Genomic DNA, 18,784 nt, shown 5'->3' with positions numbered 1-18,784 from the left:
AATGTATAATAATAACATAAATAAAAATTATTAAATTACATAAAATATTATATAATTTTAAATATAATTTATATAAAATTAAAATAATTACAATAATTAAAAAATTAACAAAGTATATAAAATATTGCATTAATTATATTAAAAAATTCATTTAAGGAGTATTATCCTATGGAATTTAAGGTTAAAAGAAGGCTAGGAGATTTATTAGTTCAAGAAGGTAAAATCTCAATGCTCCAGCTTAGAGAATCATTAATGAAACAAAGAACTTTAGGGAAAAAGCTTGGAGAAATTTTAATAGATGATGGATTAGTTACAGAAGAAGATATTATAGAGGTACTAGAAAAACAGACTGGAATTCAAAGGATAAATATAGATAGTATAACAATAGACAAAAAAGCAATAAAATCAGTTCCAGAAAGCATATGTTTAAAACATGATCTAATTCCATTTGGATTTAATGAAAACAAAATAAAAATAGCTATGTGGGATCCTTTAAATATATTTGCAATTGATGATGTTTCTATAGCGTCAGGATTTGAAGTTGAAACTTATATAGCACTTAAAAGTGAAATAAAAAAATACATAGAAAGATATTATTCTGATCAGCAAGTACTTAAAGCTGCAGAGGAACTATCAAAAGAAAAGTTGGGAGTAAGTAAGCTTCAAAATCAAATTGAAGAAGAAGAATTTAATAATATAAAAAATGCTCCTGTTGTTAAAATGGTAGATTATCTTATAAAAAATGCATTAGAAACTAGAGCTAGCGATATACATATTGAACCTTTTGAAAAGTATGTAAGAATAAGATATAGAATAGATGGACAACTTGTTCAGGTTTCAACGGTAGGAATTGATTCTCAAGCTGCTTTAGTTACAAGGTTAAAAATACTTGCTAATTTAAATATAGCAGAAAAAAGAATTCCACAAGATGGACGAATTATTACAAAAGTTGGAGAAAAAGAAGTTGATCTAAGAGTATCAATACTTCCAACTGTTTTTGGAGAAAAAGTAGTTATAAGAATTCTCGATAGAGATAATTATCAAGTTGGGATAGATAAACTTGGAATGGAAGATGAAGATATTAAAAAAATTAAAAATATTATAAAAAGCCCTCATGGAATAATACTTGTAACAGGACCTACAGGCTCTGGAAAGTCTACTACACTATATACTATATTAAATGAATTAAATAATGAAGATAAAAATATAATTACTATAGAAGATCCAGTTGAATATATGCTTGAAGGAATAAATCAAGTTAATGTTAATGTTAAATCAGGTCTTACTTTTGCTAATGGACTAAGGTCTATTTTAAGGCAGGATCCTGATATAATTATGATAGGAGAAATAAGAGATGAAGAAACAGCTCAAATAGCTGTTAGAGCAGCTATAACAGGGCACTTGGTATTAAGCACCCTTCATACAAATGATGCACCTTCTTCTATAGCAAGACTAATAGATATGGGAATAGAACCTTATTTATTAGCAAGTTCTATTGAAGGAATTATAGCTCAAAGGCTTGTAAGAAAAATATGTCCTAGATGTAAAACATCATATGAAGCTAATTCATATGAAAAATCTATTCTTTCATGTAATGAAAATGAGCATATAATTTTAAGTAAAGGAAAAGGATGTGCTTTTTGTAATAACTCTGGATATTTAGGAAGAACCGGAGTCTATGAAATAATGAAAATAGATAAAGAACATAAAGATTATATAATGAAAAATATAAACTCTGAAGCATTAAGGGAGCTATCAATAAAAAAAGGTATGAAAACTTTAAAAACGTATTGCAGAGACTTAGTCTTAAAAGGTATTACTACAGTTGAAGAATTAGTTAAAATTACATTTTTAAAAGAATAGAAATGAGGTGATTAATAATTATGCCTCTTTATAAATATAAAGCAGTGAATGAAAAAGGAGAAAAAATTGAAGGAACTTATAATGGTACATCTAAAGATGACGTTATTTCTATGATAAGTACTAATAATTATTATCCCCTTAAAATAGAAGAAATAAATGAAAGAGGGAAAATCAATTTTGAAATTTTTAATAGAGTAACAATAAAAGATATAGCTGTTTTTTGCAGACAATTTTATACTATGCTTGATGCGGGACTTTCTATAAATAATGCACTTCATATATTATCAGAGCAGCTTACTAATAAAAAATTTAAAGAAACAATTAGTAATATAGAAGAAGAAGTAAGAAAAGGTTCTACATTATCGGAAGCTATGAAATTACATAATAATATATTCCCTGATTTACTTATAAATATGATAGAAACAGGAGAATTAAGTGGTAATTTAGACCAAATTATGCTTAGAATGTCTAATCATTATGAAAAAGAAAATAAAATTAATAATAAAGTTAAAAATGCTATGATATATCCAATTATATTATCTATAATATCAATAACTGTTATATCTGTAATTCTTATTTTTGTAATGCCTGTTTTTGTAGATATGTTTACAAATAGTGGAGTAGAGCTTCCGTTAACAACTAAAATACTTCTTGGAATAAGTAATGGTATAAGGGAAAATATAATAATAATATTTTTATTAATATCAATTATTATTACTTTAGTAAGATATTATTTAAAAACTGATAATGGATTACTGTGGATTAATAAAATGAAACTTTCATTACCTATAATAAAAGAATTAAATCAAAAAATAATTGTTTCAAGATTTACAAGAACACTATCTACTATGCTTAGTAGTGGACTCCCTTTAATTCAAAGTTTGCAAATAGTTGGACAAGTAATAGGAAATAAATTAGTTGAAGATGCATTAAATACTGTAAGAGAAAAGGTAATAAAAGGGGAAGGATTAGCTTTGCCTATTAAAGAAACGGGACTATTTCCTCCAATGCTATCATCAATGATAGGTATAGGTGAAGAATCAGGTGCTCTTGATGAAATCTTAAATAAAACAGCAGATTTTTATGACGAAGAATTAGATACTGCAATAACCACTTTTACTTCCATGCTTGAACCAATAATGATAGTAGTAATGGGAGTGATAGTAGGATTTTTAATAATATCTATTATTCAGCCTATGTTTGGTATGTATAGTACCATACAATAAAATTAATTAGAATCTAAGGAGGATTTAACAATGGAAAAAAGAAGAAACACAAAAAAGAAAGGATTCACTCTTATTGAACTTATTGTTGTTATTGCAATAATAGGAATATTAGCAGCAATTATGGTTCCAAGGCTTACAGGATTTCAAGACAAAGCGAGAAAAACTCAGGTTGTAAATGATGCAAGACAATTAGCTACAGCTATTGACTCAATTATAGCTGAAACAGCAGATGGAAAAGTACCTGATGACGTCAAAGCTACAGAAGAGAAAACTGCTGCAAATATAATAGCTAATAAAGCAGTTCAGCTTGCAGGTATTGCTAAATCAGGGGATACAAAAGTTAGAATAACTGAATTAACAATTGGTGAAAATGGATCATTTACATTTAAAGAAAAAATAAATAATATAGAATACACTGCATCTAGAACTGCTACTGGAGAAGCTGCAACAGTTACACCATAAAAATTAATCTATTAAAAATGACAATAATTTAAATAAGGAAAAAGTGTAAAGTTTATTAAAACTTTACACTTTAATATATATTAAATGTATATCGAATTAATAAAAATATTTACTATAATTGATTACTAATATTTATAACAAATTAATAACTAATAAAATATAACTATATATACCATACATAGAAATTTATTTACAGTTTACTGTGATTTAATCATACTTTTTAATTAAATAAGAGGTGAGCTTTTTGGATTTAAAAAAAATTAAAACCTTAGATTTTAACAATTTAAAAAAAATTCTAAATTCTGATATATCTTCTTTAAAAAATATAAATAAAAAATCAAAAACAGTACAAATTGATTCGAAAATTAAACCTAAAAATACAAAATATGTAATATCTTTAGATATAGGAACTAATAAAATAAAAGTAGTGGTAGGCAAATACTCAAAAAATAAAATTATTATAAAAGATATTTTTTTGGTAAATACTCCAAAGGGAATAATTAATGATGGAAATATATTAAATAATATTCTTATGTCTGAAACGTTACAAAATATATATGATTTATGCAGAATAAAAACAAAAACCAAAAATGTTAATTGTATTATTAATAGTACTTCTATAATAAACAGAGAGATATTAATTCCAGCTGCTGAAGAAGATGAATTAGATACATTAGTAAAATATGAAATAGCCCAGTATCTTCCAATAAATTTAGAAGATTATATATTACAATATAATTTAATTGAAGAAATTAAACAAGATGAAATTAACAAATTTAAAGTATTGGTAGTTACTTATCCTGATAAATTAGCAAAACAGTATTATGAAGCTTTATTAAATGCTAAACTTATTCCTAATGCTTTAGATATTACTTTTAATTCTTTAAAAAAATTATTGTATAATACAACTATGATTAATGAAAGCGAGTATAATATTAAAGACACTGTTGCTTTTATAGATATGGGAGCTAATACTCTTAACATTAATATATATACTAATGGACAAATGGATTTTACTAGAATAGTAAAATCAGGAGGTAATTTTATTGATAATGAAATTAGTAAAAATACTGGAGTCAGCTTAAAAGAAGGAGAAGAAAAGAAAATAAAATATTGTAATTTAAATGGGTTATTTAAAGAAAATACAGAAGAATTTTTAATAGATAAAATAATAAAAGAAATAATTGATGAATGGATTGATGAATTAAATAGAATTATACAATTTTATAAAAACAAAAAAGTAGGGAACAAAATAGACAAGATATATATTTATGGAGGAAGTTCAAATTTAAACGGTATAGATATATATTTAAATTCAAAGTTAAACATACCAGTAGAAAAAGTAACAACTTTTAATAATATAGTTTTAGACAATAATATTGAAAAAAATGATTTAAATTTATATATAAATGCTATTGGTGCAATTATAAGATTTTAGGTTGGTGAATTTATAATGAATGATTTTAATTTTTTTCTGCCATATTTAAACAAAAATAAAAGCAATAAAGACACAAATTTATATATTATAGTTTCAGCAATAATATTAATGTTTTTTGTAGGTGGTACTTTTTTATGGAATAGTATAAGTATAATAAAATTAAATAAAGACATAAACGAAATAAATGCTCAATTAAAAAATCCTGAAAAAGCTGAAAAATTAAAAAAAGCAGAAGATATTTCTAATAAAGAAAAAATTTTAAATAAATATTACGATGGAGTTAAATTGATAGTTAAAGAAATAAACAAAAAAGATTTAGTAAAAAGTGAATTGCTTATAGATATAGCTTCAACTTTACCTAAAGATGTTTCTTTTAAATCTATTGTATTTGATGAACAATTTATACATATACAAGGTATATCCCAAAAAAGAGTTTCTATAGCAGAACTTCAATATAATTTAAAACAGCTTAAATTTATTTCAGATGTTCAAATAAGCAGTATTACAGACGGAAGTGATGGGGGATATTCATTTACATTAAAATGTGTGTTAAAGGATGTTGAGCAAAATGAAAATGAGTAAAAGAGAAAAAGTATTGATAATTATTTTAGCTTTATTGATTATTGTATATGGTTATTATGAGTATATTTATAAAAATCAAATTTCAAAAATTAATGAGCTTAAAACACAAAAGGTTACACTAGAAAACAAATTAAATTTTTTAAACAATATGATAGCAGATTTAGATAAAAATGAAAGTGATTTTAAAATATTAAATTCTAAAATTCAAGATACATCAAAAATTTTATATCCATATATTTCCCAAGAAAAAATAATTACAGAATTAGATAAAATTATAACTAACTCTAATATTATTGGTGCTTTTAATTTTTCAGAAGTTTCAGTTCAGCCAATAAAAAATAACAATAAAGAAGAAGATAAAAAAACAAAGGAAAGTTTTTTGCAGCCTACTGTAGATGAATACAATAATATAACAGATAATCAAAAAAATACAGAAAACAACAAGAATGAAAATGAAAATAAAACATATTCAAATAATAATTTAAATAATGATTTAAATATAGAACAAATGCAGGCAACTCTTTCTTTTAGAGGAAATTACAATAGTATTATTAATTTTATAAAAAATATAGAAAGCAATTCTAAAAAAATATTTATTACAAATATAAATTTAAATCAAAGTGATAAAAATGAAATCAGTGGATCATGTCAATTGGAGTTTTATGCTATACCTAAAATTGATAATTATGTAGAGGATGAAGAATATATAAAATGGAATTATAATGAAAATTATGGGAAAGCCAATCCGTTTGATGGTGGTAATTCTATAAATATTAGTAATACAATTGAAGAATCTAGTATTATTAAAAAAAATTCTTATGATTTTGTTATGAGTGTTAGAAGTATGAATTCAGATCTACCAACAATAATGCTTGGTAAAGCAAATGATAATTCTAAAAATACATATGTATATGCAGATAGTAATTCAAAAGAAAATGTTGAAATTGTTATTACAAAAGAAAATAATAATTACTATTATAAATATAAGACAAGCAGAGGAAGTTTCCCTATTCAATATAATGGTAATGGAGTAAAATTTCAACCTCTAAATGAATATATTTCACTTAAAATATATTCAAATAAAAGGCTTAATAATGATGATAATGCTGGAGCAAATATAAAAATAATAAATAAAACTGATAAAATAATAAATGTTGAAATAGAAAGTGATGATACATTAAATCCTAGAATTAATATATCTGGTGAAGGCAGCAGCATAAATGTTAAAAAAAATTAGGTAATTAATTTGAGAGGGGATAATTAATTGAAAAAATATATAATAAAAAAAGGTTTTACACTAATTGAAATATTGATAAGCATTTCAATACTTTTCATTATAATTATTCCTTTAAGTAATCTTATAATATCTTCAACTAAAATGAGTAAAAGTGGAGAAGAAAAGCAACAAGCTGTTACAATTGCTCAGCAAATAATTGAAGAAATTAAGGGTATACCTGATTTTAATTCATTTTCAACTTATGGGATTACTTTAAATAAAGTAGCTCAAGGTAAAGATGAATTTTATGGAAATAAAGTTTTAGATGAAGGATATATTGTAGATATACATATTAAACCAATAAATGATTTGTCTTTTTATAATAAAATAGATTCAAATGTAGTTTATGATGTAGATATATTTATTGAAGGTACAGATAACGATATAAGAATAAAGAAGGTAAATGACGTAAATGTAAATTATGCTATTAAATCAGGTGAACTTATAATTGATAATAATATTTCAAATATAAAAATAACCTATGGTATCAATGGAACTAATACATTTGAAAAAAATAATAATTCTTTTGGAAAAGTAAGGGTAAGCTTTGGAGCAAATACAAATATAAATAATAATTTTATTTTTAAAGCTTCAAATTATAATTTAGAACCATTTGAAATTTATATTGAAGTTGATTCAAATGCACATGTAAACTATTCAATGGATAATAACTTAGGAAAAATCAGAAAGTATTTTAATATCGTAAATTCAGAAAAATCTTCTTTTGCAAATAAAATTTATGATATCGAAGTTTCTATATCTAAAAATAATAAGCAAATTTATAAAGCAATAGCTAATAAGGTAATATATTAAATTGTTCATAAAGGGGGAAAGGTATGAGCAAGAAAAAAAGGGGATCTTCTTTAATCACTGTAGTTGTAATATTTTCTATATTAATTACTTTTGGAACAGCAGCTTTAAGCTTAACAGCAACAGACTATCAATCTAGAATTGCAGAAGGCAATCGTATTAAAAATTTATATTATTCAGAATCAGGATTGGATATAACTTATGGAGTTATAGAAAAGATGATAGAAACGTCAATTACTAAAAGTAACAATTCTGTTGATGATTTTATGCAAAACTTAAATTCCCAAATTGAAAAAGAAATAAATATGATAAAAAATGGTAAAAATGACGATTTAAAATATGTTAATTTAGATGGGAGCTTAAATGAAGAAAATATAAATAAAGAAAAAAATATAATATTTAAAGATATGTTTAAAAAATGGTTAACTGAGGCGTCTTTATATACTAATAATACTTCAAAGATAATATATGCAATAGAAAACAGTATATATTATGATAATTCTGGTAATATAATAAATTTTTATAATTCACAAAAGCCAGCAATATCAGTAATAAACATTGATAAAAATGAAAGTAATGGTAAAATAGTAGCTTTTAACGGCGATAATTTAGAACTGGAAGTTCAATCGAAATTTTCAACTTTAAAAGATATTTTTGGAAGTTTAACTCAAAAACCTTTTGAACGTATTGTTAGTGCTAAATTTATAATACATGTTCCAGATTATAAAGATAATTATTATGTAGAAACAAATATGCTTGATATTAAGGTAAATCCGGTATGGAAAAAAGCCATTTCAATAGATGGAAATTTAATTTTAAATGGGAATACAGAAATAACAGGGGATATTTTTGCTAAAGGTAGAACTGATGATAGTATAATAGATAAAGTATACGATAAATATAAAGGTGGTATAATTATTCAAGGTAATAATGGAGGCAAAGGAGATACAATATTAACAGGAGATATAGTAACTTCTAAAAGCTTTCACGTTAAAGATACAAATAATGTTAAAATACAAGATCCAAATGATATTAATAAAAAATTTAATCTTTATGCTGGTAATGTATATGTGGGGAAAAGTTCAAGTAGTGAAAGTAATACAATAAATAGCAGCTTAATAGTTAAAGGAAATGTATATACTGATAATGATTTAGCTTTAAATGCAAAAAATAGTAAAATTGAAATTGATAATTATTATGGTATTGGGGATTTAACTAAACCTAGCAATACAAGCGGAAGTAGATCATTATATGATAGAGAAATGATATCAAGCAGTATACTTATTAATACAGATGATATAGGAGAAGGATCTTCAATTACTATAAATGATGAAGCATATATTATGGGAACTGCGTATATTAAAACTCAGCCAGATAGTTATCAAACTGGAGAATCTGTAGCAGTAAAGGGGAACTACATAGCTTATGCAAGTCAGCTTACAGGGGATAGCGCTTTATATGAATCTGATGGGATAAATAGCTATAATGAACTTTATGGTAAAACAGCAAAAGATTTTAATTTAGATAGCAGTAAAGTATATTTTAAATATTATAATCCTTTGCAATTAGTAGATAGTTTTAATGATTCAAAAGATTTGGGAAAAGAGAATATAAAATTTATGACGGTAGAAGAAAAGAGTAAGTATTTTAAATATTACTCAAAAGAAAATAATAATTTAAATTTAAAGGGAAAAGGAATAAAACTGCCTGATAATACAGTAAGTATAGGGGCGTTTATTACTGAAAAAGGAGATTCATTTATAGTTAAAAGCCCATCTTATACACCTGAAAAGGAGGAGGAAGTTAGAAAATTTAGAAAAAATTATGCTTCACAAGTATTTGAAATGGGCAATCCTTCTAACATAAACGAAGATGAATTATTAGATGAATATTTAGAAGGTGATGTAAAAAAAACTGTAACTAATCAGGTTAATTTTAGTTTAATAAATGAAAATATACCTTTAGAAAATGATGAAGATAAAATAATATTAAGTAAAAATAAAAATGTAGTTATAGTTGGGAAAAATTCTCCTAATTATGTTGGAAGTTCTGATGAAATAATAATAAATATACCATCTGGAATTGCAAATGGAATTATTATAACAGGAGGGAATGTTACAATAAAAGGTGAATTAAATTTTACAGGTACAATTATAGCAGCAGGAGATTTAACTTTATATGGAGATGGATATAAAAAAAGAATAATTTATAATTCTAATTATGTTGATAAATTAATAGCATATAATTATGATAAATACTTTAATAAAATATTTAATACTAATGATTATATATATTCACAGAAAATAGAAGTTTTTTCACAGACTGATACTGCAAAAAATTTAGGAAGTAATAGTATTATAACAGATAAGTTAATAACTAAAAAATCATGGAAATTAATAAAATAATTAAGAGGTACATTTTTATGAAATTTAAAAGTAAAGGATTTACTTTAATAGAAATAATGGTTTCTACAGCTATTTTATCAATCTTATTATCAGTTATTTTTTCTATATTTATATCAACTCAAAAGAATATAAAAAAAACGGAAATAAAATCAGAATTGCAACTTAATGCAAAAAAATTATTGGAATGTATAAATAGAACTATGCAGGCAGGATATATATATTCAATAAGTAATAATAATGTAAATTTTATTAATTCCACATCTGAAAATTTAATTATAGATAATATTGTTTTAAAAAATGATGATGGAGAAACTTTTACTTTTAATCTTGATAAAAATACACATAAATTATTTTATAGCTATGATGGAGGTCAATTTAATAAAAGTGATGTAATAGAAAATGTTCACAATATTAAAGTAAGTATTATAAATGGGGAATCAGGAACTACTTATAAAGAATGTGATTCACTAAAATTATCTGTAACTTTAGCTAAAAATGGACCGTATAAAGATATTATAGATTATGTAGTTACAACTAATTTATATTTTAGAAATGCTAACTAGCAAGTTATTAAAAAGGGGGTGGATGTTAAATGATATATAAAAATAAATTTATTTATAAAATTACTATTTTTACATTGCTTATATTTACATCTAGTTTATTCATTTTTTCAAATAAAGTTAAATCTAATGAGGCAAAAGTTCCAATATTAAATATTACTACTAGTCAAAGTACTATTACTGCAGGAGTAAATGAAGAATTTTCAATAACTTATCATGTGCAACCCCAGCCAATACCGCTAGATAAAATAAGCCCACAGACGGAAAAAGAAATAGTTCTTGTAATTGATACTTCAGGAAGTATGGCTTCTTCACTTGATTCAAAAAATACTAGAATATCAGCATTAAAAACAGCAGCTAAAAATTTCGTAGATAAATTTGCTGGAAATGATAAAGTATATTTAGGAATTGTAGATTATGATACTTATTCTAAAGTAATAACTAAGACAAGTTATTCTGATGGTTTTATAAGTGCAAGTACAAATAATATAAGTACTATAAAAAATTTAATTGATAATAAGTTAGATGCTGAAGGTGGTACTAATATTGGAGATGGCATAAGAACAGCATTAAATATTCTTAATAGAAATAATAATAGGAAAAAATATATTATTGTAATGTCTGATGGTGAACCTACTGCTTTAACTTATACAGGTAAAGCTGGATATTATATGACGAGTTGGATGTGGGGTAAATATTATAGTATTGAAGAAACAATTCATGATAGTTCAAATAATGTATGGTGGTGGTCAAGTAAATTTCAAGAAAATACAGATTTTTGGAATTACTATACTTCACTTAGTAATTCTTCTCAAAAATATGGAGTTATTCCTTCAACAGATACAGACCCTGGGCTGTTTTTAAAATATAGCAAAATTATGGCTGAAGAAATAAAAAAAGTTGGATATACAAGTTATTTTATAGGTTTTAGCAATGAAAGTAATTCAAACAAATTATCTCAGATATCAGCCAGTGCTGGAGGTATATATCTTGATGCTAAAGATGCTTTTGCAATTGATAAAGTATATTCAGATATAGCAGATCAAATTAAAGCAGATTATATGGTTGAACAAGTTAATTTTAATTTTAATTTACCGGGAAATATTACTTATGCTGGCTCGCAGCTTAATTTAACTGTTAATGGATCATCTTATTCCAAAAAACTTCCTAATATTACTTATATATTAAATAGTACTAAAACTTATTATGAAGCACAGCCATTTGATATAGTAATAAATTTAAAGGCTTTAAAAAGCGGAACATATAACTTAGGTTCTAGTGATGGTTGGAATATAACCTATAAAAGTGTCAATGGAACAATTGTAAATGAATTAATTCCAAATGTAAGTATAGCTATAAGTTCAATTAATTTAGGATTTAGTCTAAATAGGAAAATTCTTGGAGTTAATGATAATTTAATAAATATAAATAAAGAATTTAAAATGGAGTATAATATAACACCAACACCAATAAGTACAAGTGCTTCAATTAAAGGGAAAGAAGTTATATTAGTGATGGATACATCAAAAAGTATGGGGCAAAATTTAAATGGAGAAGATACTAATTTAATTAATGAAAAAAAGCTTTCTATTATGAAAGATACTGCCTCATTATTTATAGATAATTTAAAAGGGAACTCAAATGTAAATGTTGGTATAGTAACATTTAATAAAGGAGCATCTGTATGTGATTTTGGTAATTCTCAATATTTAATTCCAAGTTCTAATGAAGATATTATTAAAAATAAAATAAATAGCATTACATTATCTCCCGATTCCAATGATGGTTCTAACATAGGAGATGGAATAAGAAAAGCATTGTGGTTATTATCTTCTAATAATAATAAAACTAAATATATAGTAGTTATTAGTGATGGGAATGCTGATTATTATTCATATAATAAAAATGATAGTAGTAGTTTTTATATAAATGTAGATAATGAATCAGAGTCTGGAGGTAAATTAGCTTATGCTGAAGGAATTCAAGCAGAATCTGATGGTGCAACAAAAGGAGAAAAATATAGTAAAATTATGGCGGAAACTATGAAAAATAACTTTGATCAAGTTGTTAAGCCTTATTTTATAGCTTTAGGGAATAAAGCTGATGTAAATCTTTTAAATACTCTTTCTAGTGTATCTAATGGTAATTTTATAAATTGTGCATCAAATGATAAAAACTTATTTTTGAATAATATGGAAGATATCGCAGATATAGTAAGATCTGAATTTATTATAAGAAATTCCATATTAACTGAAAGTCTGCCAGAGGGACTTCAATTTAGTGATTCTAATAAATATGTGCAAATTAATATACCTAAAATAGTTTATGTATACAATAGTTTATTAAAACAATATACAGCAGAAGCTTTTAGTATAGATTTAACTATAAAAGGTACATCTTTAGGAAATTATATTTTAACAAATGATGCCGTATTTCAATATAAAGATATTGAAGGTAATAATATAAACAAAAAATTCCCAGATTTTAATTTAAAGATAAAAGATGACTATGTATTAAAACAAGGTTTATTTAATATAAGACCTTCAGATAATACTCTTATAGGAGAAAGTTATTTAAATACTGATTTAAATGCCACCAATATTGCAGATAATTTTATAACTCAAGTAGCTGCATATTTAAAAACTTCAGGTCAAAAAACTACACTAAAAATATCTATTAATAAAGATTTAAATAATAATATAAAAAATATAGATAATTTGACTTGTAGAGTATATAAGGTTAATCCTATAAACAATAGCTTAAATGAAATAAATGGAATCTGCGACATAAGAAGTTATGGAAATAATTATAATGAGATTATTATTAATATACCAGAAAGTACTGATTTAAATTATAATTATTATATAATTAATTACAATTTTAAAGCCAAAGGAGATATTGAAAAAGGATATAAAGTTAATTGTACAGCATTAATAGAGGAAACTCAAAAAAATAATACTTTAATATTAAATGCTGTTGGTTTACCAGATTTATTTTAAGTAAAAAGTGCAGTAATATTGCACTTTTTATTTATATTATATGTTCAGCGTGGATGGAATATTTAATAAAAAGACTTTTTGGGAGATAATTATATTATAATTAATAAGAAAGAATAAATTTATAAGGAGAATTTCAATGTTAAATATTATATATGGGATTTTTATATTTACTATAGGGCTTATGCTTGGAAGTTTTTTTAATGTTTGTATATATAGGATACCTAGAGGTGAATCAATAGTTTATCCTCCATCTCATTGTACAAGTTGTGGTGAAAAGTTAAGATATATGGATTTAATTCCGGTTTTAAGTTATATTTTTTTAAAAGGGAAATGCAGATATTGCAATGAAAAAATTTCTATTAGATATGCTGCAATTGAACTTTTTACAGGAATATTATTTTTATGTATATATTTAAAATATGGATTTACAATTGAAGCAACAAAATATATGATACTTTCCAGCTTTTTAATAATAATAGGTATGATTGATTATTATACTATGGATGTTTATTCAATAATTACTTATACTGGAATTATAGTTGGAATAATATTTATCCTTATAGAATATTTAACAAAATCACAGATTTATACATATTTATATGGAGGAATTTTAGCAGGATTAGTAATAGCATTAATTATAATTTTAACTAAAGGAATGGGGTGGGGAGACTTTGAAATATGTATTATGAGTGGATTATATTTAGGTTTTTCTAAATCCATTGTTATGCTTATGGTATCATTTATACTAGGAGGGATTATAGGAATTTTATTAATAATTAGTAAGAAAAAAACAAAAAAAGATTATATTCCTTTTGGTCCGTATATAGTTTTAGGTAGTATAATTTCTATTCTTTTTGCAGATAAAATTATTTTGTGGTATTTAGGGTTTATTCATTGACAAAATTTAAATATTTCATTAAAATAGAATAAATCAAATATTGAAGAATTAACTCATATATCCCCTGAATATGGCAGGGAGTTTCTACCGGAAGCCGTAAATTTCCGACTATGAGTGAATATTAATATGTTTTTTTGGCATACTAATTTCACTTATAGTTTTGTGCGATTAGTATGCTTTTTTTGTACAGTTTTTTATTAATTTAAAAATTTTCACATCTTAGATATTACATTAAACTTTAAATATCAAATTATTTTATATTATATATTTGAAAGGAGTACATTTATGGCAAAAATTATTAAACAGGCTTATACTTTTGATGATGTTTTGTTGGTACCAAATAAATCAGAAATACTTCCAAGAGATGTAAACTTATCTACAAATCTAACTAAAAAAATATCTTTAAATATTCCAATTATGAGTGCTGGTATGGATACAGTAACGGAATCTAAAATGGCAATAGCAATTGCAAGAGAAGGTGGTATAGGTATAATTCATAAAAACATGAGCATAGAAAGACAAGCTTATGAAGTTGATAGAGTAAAAAGACAGGAGAACGGGGTAATAACAGATCCTTTTTCACTTTCTCCAGAAAATACTATACAAGATGCTTTAGATCTTATGAGCAAATATAGAATATCTGGCGTTCCAATTACAGAAAAAGGGAAATTAGTGGGGATTATAACTAATAGAGATATAGTATTTGAAAAAAATTATGAAAAACCTATTAAAGAAGTTATGACATCTGAAAATCTTATTACTGCTCCTGAAGGCACTAGTGTAGATGAAGCTAAAGAAATATTAAAGAAACATAAAGTCGAAAAACTTCCTTTAGTAGATAAAGAAAATAATTTAAGAGGATTAATTACTATAAAAGACATTGAAAAAACCAAAAGATTTCCAAATGCTGCAAAAGATGAAAAAGGAAGATTGCTTTGTGGTGCAGCTGTAGGAGTTACAAATGACATGATGGATAGAGTTGAGGCTTTAGTGAAAGCTTCTGTAGATGTAATAGTTTTAGATACAGCCCATGGGCATTCAAAAGGTGTATTAGAGGCAGTTAAAAATATCAAAAAAGTTTATCCAGAACTTCAAGTTATAGCAGGTAATGTAGCAACAGCTGAAGCAACACACGATCTTATTGAAGCTGGTGCTGATTGTGTTAAAGTTGGTATAGGACCTGGTTCTATTTGTACTACAAGAGTTGTAGCAGGTGTAGGTGTACCTCAGCTTACTGCAATTATGGATTGCGTTGAAGAAGCTGAAAAGTATGGCATTCCTATAATAGCAGATGGAGGCATTAAGTATTCAGGAGATGTGGTAAAAGCACTTGCAGCTGGAGCAAAGGTAGTTATGCTAGGTTCTCTTTTTGCAGGTTGTGAAGAATCCCCAGGAGAAAGTGAAGTTTATCAAGGAAGAAGTTATAAAGTTTATAGAGGTATGGGTTCACTTTCAGCTATGGCAGCAGGAAGTAAAGATAGATATTTTCAAGAAGGAAATAAAAAACTTGTTCCAGAAGGTATTGAAGGAAGAGTTCCTTATAAAGGCTATGTTGCAGATACAATTTTCCAAATAATAGGTGGACTTCGTTCGGGCATGGGATATTTAGGAGCTAAAGATTTAAATACATTATATAAAACAGCTACTTTTGTGGTGCAAACTGCTTCAGGACTTAGAGAAAGTCATCCACATGATGTAACAATAACTAAAGAAGCTCCAAATTATAGTATATAAATAAATTAGATTTTAAAGAATATATGAGAACGCAATAATTATTTGCTTTTGCGATTTCATAAGGAATATAGGAGGGTAACAAGTTAAATGGATAGAGAATTAGTTTTAATAATTGATTTTGGAGGACAATATAATCAGCTTATAGCAAGGAGAGTAAGAGAATGTGGAGTTTATTGTGAAATTGTACCCTATACATATTCCATAGATAAAATAAGAGAAAAAGATCCTAAAGGCATAATATTTACAGGCGGTCCTAATAGTGTTTATGAAGAAGGAGCACCTAAAATAGATAAAAAAATTTTTGAATTAAAAATACCTATACTTGGAATATGTTATGGACATCAGCTTATGACTTATACTTTAGGCGGGGAAGTTAAAAGTGCAAATACAAGAGAATATGGAAAAACAAATATAATATTAAATAAAACTTCTCCTATTTTTAAAGGCATAGATAATAACAATAGTTGCTGGATGAGCCATACGGATTATGTAGCTAAAGTCCCAGAAGGATTTAATGTAATTGCTAGTACTAATGGATGCGATATAGCAGCTATGGAAAATAGAAAAGCAAAATTTTATGGAGTACAGTTTCATCCTGAAGTAGAGCATACTCCTTTTGGATTAAAAATGATTGAAAATTTTCTTTATAATGTATGTGAGCTTAAAGGCGACTGGTCTATGACTTCTTTTGTAGAAGATAAGATAAAATCTATTAAAGAATTAGTTGGAGATAGAAAAGTTATTTGTGCATTATCAGGAGGAGTTGATTCTTCCGTAGCAGCAGTTTTAGTTCATAAAGCAATAGGGAAGCAGCTTACATGTATATTTGTAGATCATGGCCTTCTTAGAAAAGATGAAGGAGATCAGGTTGAAAATATATTTAGAAAACAATTTGATATGAATTTAATAAGAGTAAATGCAAAGGAAAGATTTTTAGGAAAGCTAAAAGGAGTTAGTGATCCTGAAAAAAAGAGAAAAATAATTGGAGAAGAATTTATAAGAGTTTTTGAAGAAGAAGCTAATAAACTTGGGAAAATAGATTTTTTAGTTCAAGGAACAATTTATCCAGATGTAGTAGAAAGTGGCACTGGAACCTCTGCAGTAATAAAAAGCCATCATAATGTTGGAGGTCTTCCTGAAGATATGAATTTATCTCTTATAGAACCTTTAAGAGAATTGTTTAAAGATGAAGTAAGAAAAGTAGGAGAAGAACTTGGTATACCTCATGATTTAGTATGGAGACAGCCTTTCCCAGGACCAGGACTTGCAATTAGAGTTTTAGGAGAAGTAACAGAAGAAAAACTTCATATTGTAAGAGAAGCAGATGCGATTTTTAGAGAAGAAATTGCTAATAACGGTCTTGAAGGTAAAATATGGCAGTATTTTGCATGCCTTCCTAATATTCAATCTGTAGGAGTTATGGGAGACGAAAGAACTTATTGCCATACAGTAGCATTAAGAGCTGTTACAAGTTCAGACGGTATGACATCAGATTGGGCAAAAATACCATATGAAGTTTTAGATATAGTTTCTAGAAGAATTGTTAATGAAGTTAAAGGAGTAAACAGAATTGTTTATGATATAACTAGTAAGCCACCGGCTACTATTGAATGGGAATAAAGAAAAAAGGTCTGTAAGCCTTATACAAAAAGGGCTTGCAGACTTTTCCTTTATGCTGTGATTCTAATTTGATTCTACTTTAATTTTTCAAGGGCATCTACTACTTTATTTTGCTTATTAGGATACAAATGAGAATATGTATTTAATGTAGTTTCTATCTTTTCATGACCTAACCGTTCAGCTATCAATAAAGGTGTAGAACCTAGTTCAACCAATAAGGAGGCATGGCTGTGTCTTAAATCATGGAGCCTGATTCTTTTGACGCTGTCCTTTTTACAACCTCTATCCATTTCGTGATGCAAGAAGTACTTAGTGAAAGGGAATATCCTATCATTAGGCTTAATATCATAGAGTGTGTTAGTATAGCTCCTCAAATCTTCACATAAGAAATCTGTTATCGTTATAACTCTATTGCTCTTTGGTGTTTTAGGAGCTGTTACTACATCCTCTTTCCCCAATCTTTGTATTGATTTATTAATGGTTATAGTCTTGTTATCAAAGTCTATATCAGCTAGAGTAAGAGCCATTAACTCTCCAATTCTCATGCCTGTCCAATATAAAGTTTCAAAAGCTATTTTTGATTGAGGCTTGTCTTCTACATACTCTATAAATTTCATATATTCATCCTTTGTCCAAAACATCATCTCTTCAACATTTTTCTTACCCATACTGCTGGCTTTGTGGCAAGGGTTCTCTTTTAAATCATAGTACTTAACGGCATAATTAAATATAGCAACTAACTGATTGTTAATTGCTTTAATGTAAGTTTCATAATAGTCCTTTTCATCCTTCATCAACTTATTTTGTCACTTTATTATATGTGTAGCCTTAATTGTATTTATAGGCATGTTTTTAAAGTAAAGAAGGATCTTTAACTCTATCATATATTTTTTATAAATGATACGATAAGA

15 protein-coding genes and 1 riboswitch are annotated in these 18,784 nt (G+C 25.9%); of the genes, 13 read left to right on the top strand and 2 right to left on the bottom strand.

What is annotated here, in order from left to right; translation table 11 throughout:
• The first annotated feature begins 168 nt into the window (after positions 1 to 168).
• From B5D11_RS05490 to guaA, 13 genes are all read left to right on the top strand, one after another.
• Positions 169 to 1,863 carry a GspE/PulE family protein gene (locus B5D11_RS05490; protein WP_078682043.1) on the top strand — a complete coding sequence of 565 codons (1,695 nt, stop codon included), beginning with the start codon at positions 169 to 171 and terminating at the stop codon, positions 1,861 to 1,863.
• A 20-nt stretch (positions 1,864 to 1,883) separates the two neighbouring features.
• On the top strand, positions 1,884 to 3,089 hold the full coding sequence (locus B5D11_RS05485) for a type II secretion system F family protein (RefSeq protein ID WP_078682042.1): 1,206 nt from the start codon (positions 1,884 to 1,886) through the stop codon (positions 3,087 to 3,089).
• 30 nt (positions 3,090 to 3,119) lie between these two features.
• Positions 3,120 to 3,551, top strand: coding sequence for a type II secretion system protein (locus B5D11_RS05480; RefSeq protein ID WP_078682041.1), 432 nt, complete (start codon positions 3,120 to 3,122; stop codon positions 3,549 to 3,551).
• A gap of 244 nt (positions 3,552 to 3,795) precedes the next feature.
• A complete protein-coding gene (pilM, locus tag B5D11_RS05475) occupies positions 3,796 to 4,989 on the top strand; it encodes a type IV pilus assembly protein PilM (RefSeq protein WP_180376960.1) in 1,194 nt (397 codons plus the stop codon).
• 15 nt (positions 4,990 to 5,004) lie between these two features.
• Positions 5,005 to 5,571 (top strand): PilN domain-containing protein, encoded by a 567-nt coding sequence (locus tag B5D11_RS05470; RefSeq protein WP_078682039.1) that lies wholly within the window; start codon positions 5,005 to 5,007, stop codon positions 5,569 to 5,571.
• A complete protein-coding gene (locus B5D11_RS05465; RefSeq protein WP_078682038.1) occupies positions 5,558 to 6,808 on the top strand; it encodes a hypothetical protein in 1,251 nt (416 codons plus the stop codon). Before B5D11_RS05470 ends, B5D11_RS05465 begins: the two co-directional genes overlap by 14 nt.
• A 27-nt stretch (positions 6,809 to 6,835) precedes the next feature.
• Positions 6,836 to 7,660, top strand: coding sequence for a prepilin-type N-terminal cleavage/methylation domain-containing protein (locus tag B5D11_RS05460; protein WP_078682037.1), 825 nt, complete (start codon positions 6,836 to 6,838; stop codon positions 7,658 to 7,660).
• A gap of 23 nt (positions 7,661 to 7,683) precedes the next feature.
• Complete coding sequence (locus B5D11_RS05455) at positions 7,684 to 10,062, top strand: hypothetical protein (protein ID WP_078682036.1); 2,379 nt, start codon at positions 7,684 to 7,686, stop codon at positions 10,060 to 10,062.
• A 17-nt stretch (positions 10,063 to 10,079) separates the two neighbouring features.
• Positions 10,080 to 10,625, top strand: a complete 546-nt coding sequence (locus B5D11_RS05450; RefSeq protein WP_164850181.1) for a PilW family protein — start codon at positions 10,080 to 10,082, stop codon at positions 10,623 to 10,625.
• 29 nt (positions 10,626 to 10,654) lie between these two features.
• A complete protein-coding gene (locus B5D11_RS05445; protein WP_078682034.1) occupies positions 10,655 to 13,621 on the top strand; it encodes a vWA domain-containing protein in 2,967 nt (988 codons plus the stop codon).
• A 136-nt stretch (positions 13,622 to 13,757) separates the two neighbouring features.
• On the top strand, positions 13,758 to 14,519 hold the full coding sequence (locus tag B5D11_RS05440) for a prepilin peptidase (protein ID WP_078682033.1): 762 nt from the start codon (positions 13,758 to 13,760) through the stop codon (positions 14,517 to 14,519).
• Between the two features lie 33 nt (positions 14,520 to 14,552).
• A riboswitch (purine riboswitch) is annotated at positions 14,553 to 14,650 on the top strand.
• Between the two features lie 154 nt (positions 14,651 to 14,804).
• Positions 14,805 to 16,253: an IMP dehydrogenase gene (gene guaB / locus B5D11_RS05435; RefSeq protein ID WP_078682032.1), complete on the top strand. Its 1,449-nt coding sequence runs from the start codon at positions 14,805 to 14,807 to the stop codon at positions 16,251 to 16,253.
• Positions 16,254 to 16,340: 87 nt separating this feature from the next.
• Positions 16,341 to 17,873 carry a glutamine-hydrolyzing GMP synthase gene (guaA, locus tag B5D11_RS05430; RefSeq protein ID WP_078682031.1) on the top strand — a complete coding sequence of 511 codons (1,533 nt, stop codon included), beginning with the start codon at positions 16,341 to 16,343 and terminating at the stop codon, positions 17,871 to 17,873.
• 74 nt (positions 17,874 to 17,947) lie between these two features.
• Here the strand turns inward: guaA and B5D11_RS05425 are convergent, their stop codons facing one another.
• The gene (locus B5D11_RS05425; RefSeq protein ID WP_347476750.1) at positions 17,948 to 18,667 is read right to left on the bottom strand and encodes a site-specific integrase; all 720 of its coding nucleotides are present in this window, start codon (positions 18,665 to 18,667) and stop codon (positions 17,948 to 17,950) included.
• Between the two features lie 12 nt (positions 18,668 to 18,679).
• Entirely contained in the window at positions 18,680 to 18,757 is a 78-nt protein-coding gene (locus tag B5D11_RS13030) for a hypothetical protein (RefSeq protein WP_347476777.1), read from the bottom strand.
• Between the last annotated feature and the right edge of the window lie 27 nt (positions 18,758 to 18,784).

Origin of the sequence: Clostridium sp. USBA 49 (assembly GCF_900167505.1) — a bacterium.
GTDB lineage: Bacteria > Bacillota > Clostridia > Clostridiales > Clostridiaceae > Clostridium_AT > Clostridium_AT prolinivorans.
The sequence above is the reverse complement of the archived record's forward strand: the minus strand, read 5'-3'. Positions and strand labels throughout refer to the sequence as shown.